A 7418-nucleotide genomic window follows, 5' to 3' on the forward strand; every position below is an offset into this window, starting at 1 on the left:
CTAAAAACTAAAGGAAAATGAACCAAAAAATAGATCCATAACTAACATAAACAATGAAAATAAGAAAAAAAATATAAATTTTAGATTTAAAAAGTCAAAATTGAAATCTAAAAATGAAAAGAGCATTATGCAACGGTCTTACACTGTCAATATCTCGTAATCAAAAAAAAGATTGTTTGCCGTAGAAAAAAAGAAAAAGAGTGTAGATTTGCAGACATAGTCGAATTTAACATTGTACCAATTGAAAGTAATTGAAAATTACAAGAATTTTAAAGACTCAAAAAAATCTATTGTAACTATTGGAACTTTTGATGGGGTGCATATCGGTCATCAAAAAATAATTGAGGAGCTGGTAGCTACAGCAAAAAAAGAAAACTGTAATTCTGTATTACTAACTTTTTTCCCTCACCCTAGGATGGTTTTACAAAAAGAAAATTCAATTAAATTAATCAACACAATTGATGAAAGAATTGAAATGTTACAAAATACGGGGTTAGATTATTTAATTATTCATCCTTTTGACACTGAGTTTTCTCGTTTATCGGCATTTGATTTTGTCAGAAATATTTTGGTAAATCATTTAAATACTTTTCAATTAGTTGTTGGTTACGACCATCGATTTGGGAGAAATAGAGAAGGAGATTTTGAGCAGTTACAGGAGTATGGATATATATATAATTTTTCGGTACAAGAAATCCCTGCACAGGATATAAATGAAATTTCTGTAAGCTCTACTAAAATAAGAAAAGCACTTGCTGAAGGGGAAATAAGAAAAGTGACTAAATATTTAGGTCATGCGTTCTCTGTATCTGGCACAGTAGTAAAAGGAGAGCGTTTAGGAAATACGATTGGCTACCCTACAGCAAATCTAGAAATTAAAGAGTCTTATAAATTAATTCCTAAAAAAGGAGCTTATTTAGTAAGAGCGAAAATCAATGATATTTATGTTGATGGAATGATGAATATTGGAGTTCGCCCTACGGTAGATGGAGTAAATCAAACCATTGAAACTCATTTTTTTGACTTTAATGAAGATCTCTATAAAAATAAAATTCAGATTGAATTGATTGAATTTTTAAGAGAAGAACAGAAATTTGAGTCGGTGGACGCTTTGAAAAAACAATTGACTGAAGACAAAATTAAATCTTTAAAATTATTGAAAAAGTAAAGGCGAAGGTTTTTTACATTATTGAAAGGCTTTTTTATTTCAAATTTATAGAACCAAACTATTTTTGTTTTATAAGCTATTAGAAAATCTATTTTTATAAATTTGCATTTTTAAAATAGATAGAAAATGTTACAGGTTCACTTTATAAAAGACAATAAAGAAACTGTTTTGGCTGGATTGGCAAAACGTAATTTTAAAAATGCTGAAAGCACAATAGATGCTGTAATTCAGGCAGATAAAGACAGAAAATCTACTCAAGGTTCTTTAGATGCAGTTTTAGCAGAATCTAATAAGATTTCTAAAGAAATAGGATTTTTATTCAAATCCGGAGAGTCTCAAAAGGCGAATATTTTAAAAGAGAAAACAGTTTCTTTAAAAGAAGAATCAAAAATATTGACAGAGAAATTAATCTCTATAAATACAGCTTTACAAAATCTTTTATATAAAATACCAAATATTCCGAATGAAATAGTACTCGCTGGTAGTTCAGAAGAAGACAATGAAATTATTTTTACAGAAGGAGAAATTCCTAAACTGTATAAAGGAGCATCTCCACATTGGGAGTTGGTTAAGAAATATGATATTATAGATTTTGAATTAGGAAATAAAATTACTGCTGCTGGTTTTCCTGTTTATAAAGGGAAAGGTGCAAGATTACAACGTGCCTTGATCAATTATTTCCTGGATAAAAATACGGAAGCAGGGTATCTAGAAATTCAGCCTCCATATTTGGTAAATGAAGCTTCAGGTATTGCAACGGGTCAACTACCAGATAAGGAAGGGCAAATGTATCATGATGCTAAGGATGATCTCTATTTGATTCCTACAGGAGAGGTACCCGTAACTAATATTTATAGAGACGTGATTTTAAAAGAAGAAGAACTCCCTGTGTTAAACACGGCTTATTCTCCTTGTTTCAGAAGAGAAGCTGGCTCTTATGGAGCACATGTTCGCGGATTGAATCGCCTGCACCAATTTGATAAAGTTGAAATTGTTCGTCTAGAAAAACCAGAAAATTCTTATAAAGCATTACATGGAATGGTAGAGCATATAAAAGAAATTTTACGAGAGTTAGGCTTACCTTTTAGGATTTTAAAATTATGTGGCGGAGATTTAGGGTTTAACGCTGCGTTGACTTACGATTTTGAAGTTTTTTCAACGGCTCAAAATAAATGGTTGGAGGTTAGTTCTGTTTCGAATTTCGAAACTTTTCAAGCAAACCGTTTGAAATTACGATATAAAAATAGTGTTGGTGAAAATCAATTGGCACACACCTTAAATGGTAGTTCATTAGCACTTCCTAGAATTTTGGCAGCCTTATTAGAAAACAATCAAACGCAAGAAGGAATTAAAATACCGACAGCATTAGTACCTTATACCGGATTTGACATTGTCAACTAATATTAAATTGTTTTTAAAACAAAAAGTCTCTGCGTAAATTACAAAGGCTTTTTTAGTCATAAAAAACATTGTAACAAGTCTTTTATACTCCATTCTAAATAGGTTTCTAAGTTTTTATTATTAAACAAAGGTGAATTGGGCATCTCTATTATTCTACCTATCTTTGGACTTGAAAAAATAAATCAAAATCACGAAATGTACATTTACAATATCACAACAAATATAGAAGAGTCTGTGGAAAATGATTGGTTACTTTGGATGCAGGAAATTCATATTCCAGAGATGTTAAAAACAGGAAAGTTTTTAGCTGCAAAAATGTGTAAAGTACTCGTGAAAGGAGATATGGGAGGTGCAACATATAGCGTGCAGTATACTGCTGAAACCAAAGAAGCGTTGGAGTCTTTTTACAAAGAGGATTCGGTTGATTTAAAAAATAAAATGAATTCTAAATATACTGGAAAATTTGTTTTTTTTGAAACTGAAATGAAATTAATCGACAAGCAATTTTCATCGAATAACTAGTACTTGATGATTATTTGCCTTTAACTGATGTTTAAAGCAAATGTCTAATAACAAAATAACATAGGACATGACAGTAAGAGCAAAAAAACATTTAGGACAACACTTTTTAAAGGATGAACAGATTGCTCGTGATATAGCAAATAGTTTGACTGAAATTGGTTATGATACCGTTTTGGAAATTGGACCTGGCATGGGGGTAATGACAAAGTATTTACTTGAGAAAAATTATACTACGCATGTTGTAGAAATAGATGCAGAATCTGTTGAGTATCTTCAAAACACCTATTTGAATTTAGCGCCTAGAATTATTTCTAAGGATTTTTTAAAAATGGATCTTTCAGAATTTTTTCAGAAGCAATTTGCAATAATAGGCAACTTTCCTTATAATATATCTACCCAAATAGTTTTTAAAACTTTAGAATATAGAAACTTAATACCTGAATTTTCAGGCATGTTTCAAAAAGAAGTTGCTGAGAGAATAGCAGAGAAAGCAGGGAGTAAAAAATATGGAATATTGTCTGTATTTGCACAAACTTTCTATGATGTGGAGTATTTATTTACTGTGCCACCAACGGTTTTTGACCCACCACCAAAAGTTGAATCAGGAGTGATTAGAATGATTCGTAAAAAGAATTATTCTTTGCCCGTAGATGAAAAATTATTTTTTAGAGTTGTAAAGACGGCTTTTGGACAACGAAGAAAAATGTTAAGGAGTAGTTTAAAGTCTTTAAATTTATCTGATGCTTTGAGAGAAACCGAATTGTTTACAAAAAGACCAGAACAATTATCTGTAACAGAATTTATTAACCTTACAACATTAATAGAGAATGATGCACATTGAAATTACAGACATTTTCTTAGATGAACTCAAAGAGCTGATTGCTAAGGGTGATAACCAGGCAATATCAATTCTTTTTGAAGAGGTTCATCATGCCGATTTGGCTGAGGTTTTAGAAGAATTAGATTTTGAAGAAGCCGTATTTATCATTCGCCTCTTAGACACAGAGAAAACTTCAGATATTCTTACTGAACTTGATGAGGATACTAGAGAAAAAATTCTTAGAGAGTTATCTTCAGAAGAGATAGCTAAAGAAATAGATGAGTTAAATTCTGATGACGCTGCGGATATTATCGGAGAATTACCTGAAGAACAGAAAAAAGAAGTAATTTCTCAAATCGAAGATGTTGAACATGCTAAGGATATTGTAGATCTTCTAAGGTATGATGAAGATACAGCTGGAGGTTTAATGGGAAAAGAGTTGATAAAAGTCAACGAAAACTGGACCAACTTACGTTGCGTAAAAGAAATGCGTAAACAAGCTGAAAACTATGATAAGGTTCACACAATTTATGTGGTAGATGATAATGATGTTTTAAAAGGATTATTGTCTTTAAAAAGTTTACTTACTACTTCAACAAGAACTCCTGTGAAGGAAGTATATAATCCTAAAATCACTTATGTTAGAGCAGATGAGAATGATGAGGATGTTGCCAAAACCATGCAAAAGTATGATTTATTTGTAGTTCCAGTTGTTGATGAAATGAATCGATTGTTAGGGCAAATTACCTTGGATGATGTGGTAGATGTAATTCGTGATGAAGCGGATAAGGATTACCAAATGGCAGCGGGTATCATAGAGGATGTTGAGGCAGATGACAGTATTCTTCAATTGACAAAAGCTAGATTGCCTTGGCTTATATTAGGACTTTTAGGAGGATTGGGAGCTGCTTCAATTATGGGAGGCTTTGAAGACGCTTTAAAAACCTATCCTGTATTGTTTTTCTTCACGCCTTTAATCGCTGCAATGGCGGGTAATGTAGGTGTTCAATCCAGTGCAATTATGGTACAGGGTATAGCAAATAATAACATCAAGGGAAGTATCATTAGTCGTTTGTTAAAAGAGGTTGGGTTAACTTTATTAAACGGTTTGGCTTTAGCCTTTCTTGTATGTGTCTACGGATTCTTTCAAATTGAAAATAGTACAATTACATGGGTCATTGCAATGGCTTTGATAATCGTGATTATTTTAGCGGCAGTTATAGGTACGTTTATTCCTGTTTTTTTACATAGAAATGGAATTGATCCTGCCCTAGCTACAGGTCCTTTTATTACAACGAGTAATGATATTGTTGGAATTTTAATTTATTTTATGATCGCCAAATGGATGTTGGGGTTCTAATGATTCAATTTTAATTTATCTAAGAAGTTCCATAATACAATACCAGTAGTTACTGATATATTTAGTGAATGTTTTGTTCCAAATTGAGGGATTTCAATACAGTAGTCAGAAGCGGTTACGACTTCTTGTTGAACGCCTTTTACTTCATTTCCCATTATAATGGCATATTTTTGATTTTTTAACACTTCAAAGTTGTGAAGCATCGTAGCGTTGTCAGCTTGCTCAATAGAGACTACTTTATAACCAGACTTTTGAAGTTTTATCACAACATCTAGGGTGTTTTCTGCATATTCCCAATTAACAGTGTCAGTAGCTCCTAAAGCTGTCTTATGAATGTCTTTGCTCGGTGGAGTCGCAGTGATGCCACATAAAAATATTTTCTCAACAACAAATGCGTCACTTGTTCTAAAAACAGATCCGATATTATTTAAACTTCTAATATTATCTAAAATAACAATTAAGGGAATTTTTTCAGTTTCTTTAAATTCTGAAACTTCAAGTCTATTTAATTCATTGTTTTTTAGTTTACGCATACTTTGAGTGTTTGAAACGTTAAAATTAGTGCGATTTATGGATTCCTACAAATTTATTTGTAAGATTACTGCCTCTTTATATGCAGTGAAAAACTATTAAAACCCGAATCATTATAATGTCAACTTGGAGGATGGAACGGATAGGTAAAAAGAAAAGCAATATAAAAAACATCAATTTTGCCAACAATATAATTAACCTATAGAATTATAGATATGCCATAATCCTGTTGAAAGTGGTTTTGTTGCCGCCCCTGTAGATTGGATTTACACCAAATAAACATCCAAATGATTGATTATATCAGTTAAAAAATAACAGCACCTTTATCATTGGTCTAAACAAAAAAACAAGCACCAAAATTAGCTGCTTGTTTTTTACTTCCATTTTACAAATCTAATATTTTAAATTTGTTGCGTTAACTTATTGAGTACAGCATAAGACATATAGCTTTGACCTCTCGATAAACTATATGCTTAGTTCTTTTAGTTCATTTCAGGGTCAGATCTACGAACACCAGCATTTGTATGTACATTTCCTACTTCTGTAATCACCACTCCTTCTGGACCTGCCATTTGCCAATGTGCCGATTCTACTTTTGATAAAGCAGCAAAATCTCCTTCGTTAGCCTCAATAATATGATTGGTAGATACTTTTCCGTTCCAGTGTGTTTTAGGCACTACAACTTGAGGGAATTGGTCACGATTGTTTTCGCCTATCCCAACTATATAACTTTTTCCGTGTCTAATTAACCAACCTTCCATTTTTGCAGGATTACCTTCTGCCGCAAAATGCATATGTTCGCCCAGCATTTGACCTGGCAATAGAAATATATCCATTAACATATATTGGTCTTCTTCATTGTTTACAAACATTACAGATGCCAATCCTAATTCTGCATAATTACCTTTGTTATAATCTGTAAGCCAAATTTTTTCTCTCAAACCAGCAAAAACAGGATAATCGTGATATTCAAGCATTTCGATTAATGCATCCTTTGCTTTTTCTACTAAAAATTTTCCGCTAGCATCATAAAATTGCTCATTTGTAAATTTCAACTCTTTTTTCGAATCGACTATTGCCTCTTTTTCGGTGACTATTGTCTTTTTTTTAGTTTTATCGACACAGCCAGTAAAAAGAATAACAATCATTAATGGACATAATAATATTAGTTTTTTCATAAAATTTATTTTGTATTTGTACTGTTTTTTACTCGTTATAATATAATCTTGTGTGTTTTTAATTCTGACTAGGGTTTTTGTAATATTTGAAAATCAGCTAATCGATTGTCATTTGTGTTTTTTCATACTAACTAAACATTAGTCTTTAAGAGTTATTATCTTTCCCGAAAAAAAAAGGAATTACTCACAACGTAATTGTATCTATAAAGTTGCGGGTTTTATAAAAAATTATATTTTTCGCAAAGATAAAGGTAAATCCTCAAATGATCGACAAAAAAACAATTTTATATATGCATTGCCAGGGCAAACTCACACTTTTATGTTTATCACTTTTAAAAGGTAATCATGATTCCACCCCGCTTTAAGTCTCTTTCCAGCAACACCTTGTTTTTCAGTTTTTTTATTTTTCAATAGATTTAGTGCTATCTTAAGTAATAT

General features: G+C 31.6%; 7 protein-coding genes and 1 pseudogene. 5 read left to right on the forward strand and 3 right to left on the reverse strand.

Annotated elements, in window-relative coordinates:
• The first annotated feature begins 241 nt into the window (after positions 1–241).
• The 5 genes from V5787_RS10240 (at position 242) to mgtE (ending at position 5271) form a co-directional block, all read left to right on the forward strand.
• Positions 242–1168: a bifunctional riboflavin kinase/FAD synthetase gene (locus V5787_RS10240; RefSeq protein ID WP_336893131.1), complete on the forward strand. Its 927-nt coding sequence runs from the start codon at positions 242–244 to the stop codon at positions 1166–1168.
• Positions 1169–1294: 126 nt separating this feature from the next.
• Positions 1295–2569 carry a serine--tRNA ligase gene (serS, locus tag V5787_RS10245; protein WP_336893132.1) on the forward strand — a complete coding sequence of 425 codons (1275 nt, stop codon included), beginning with the start codon at positions 1295–1297 and terminating at the stop codon, positions 2567–2569.
• Between the two features lie 135 nt (positions 2570–2704).
• The gene (locus V5787_RS10250; protein WP_336893133.1) at positions 2705–3091 is read left to right on the forward strand and encodes a DUF4286 family protein; all 387 of its coding nucleotides are present in this window, start codon (positions 2705–2707) and stop codon (positions 3089–3091) included.
• A 67-nt stretch (positions 3092–3158) separates the two neighbouring features.
• Positions 3159–3932, forward strand: a complete 774-nt coding sequence (rsmA, locus tag V5787_RS10255; protein WP_336893134.1) for a 16S rRNA (adenine(1518)-N(6)/adenine(1519)-N(6))-dimethyltransferase RsmA — start codon at positions 3159–3161, stop codon at positions 3930–3932.
• Complete coding sequence (gene mgtE / locus V5787_RS10260) at positions 3919–5271, forward strand: magnesium transporter (protein ID WP_336893135.1); 1353 nt, start codon at positions 3919–3921, stop codon at positions 5269–5271. Before rsmA ends, mgtE begins: the two co-directional genes overlap by 14 nt.
• Here mgtE and V5787_RS10265 read toward each other — a convergent pair.
• The 3 genes and pseudogenes from V5787_RS10265 to V5787_RS10275 form a co-directional block, all read right to left on the reverse strand.
• The gene (locus V5787_RS10265) at positions 5268–5804 is read right to left on the reverse strand and encodes an RNA methyltransferase (protein ID WP_336893136.1); all 537 of its coding nucleotides are present in this window, start codon (positions 5802–5804) and stop codon (positions 5268–5270) included. The genes mgtE and V5787_RS10265 overlap by 4 nt on opposite strands.
• Positions 5805–6284: 480 nt before the next feature.
• Positions 6285–6980, reverse strand: coding sequence for a hypothetical protein (locus V5787_RS10270; protein ID WP_336893137.1), 696 nt, complete (start codon positions 6978–6980; stop codon positions 6285–6287).
• A 309-nt stretch (positions 6981–7289) separates the two neighbouring features.
• Positions 7290–7418, reverse strand: a pseudogene (locus tag V5787_RS10275) (ISAs1 family transposase); the annotation flags it as partial.

The sequence above is a fragment of the Flavicella sp. genome (assembly GCF_037132785.1).
In the GTDB taxonomy this organism is placed as follows: Bacteria; Bacteroidota; Bacteroidia; order Flavobacteriales; family Flavobacteriaceae; genus Flavicella.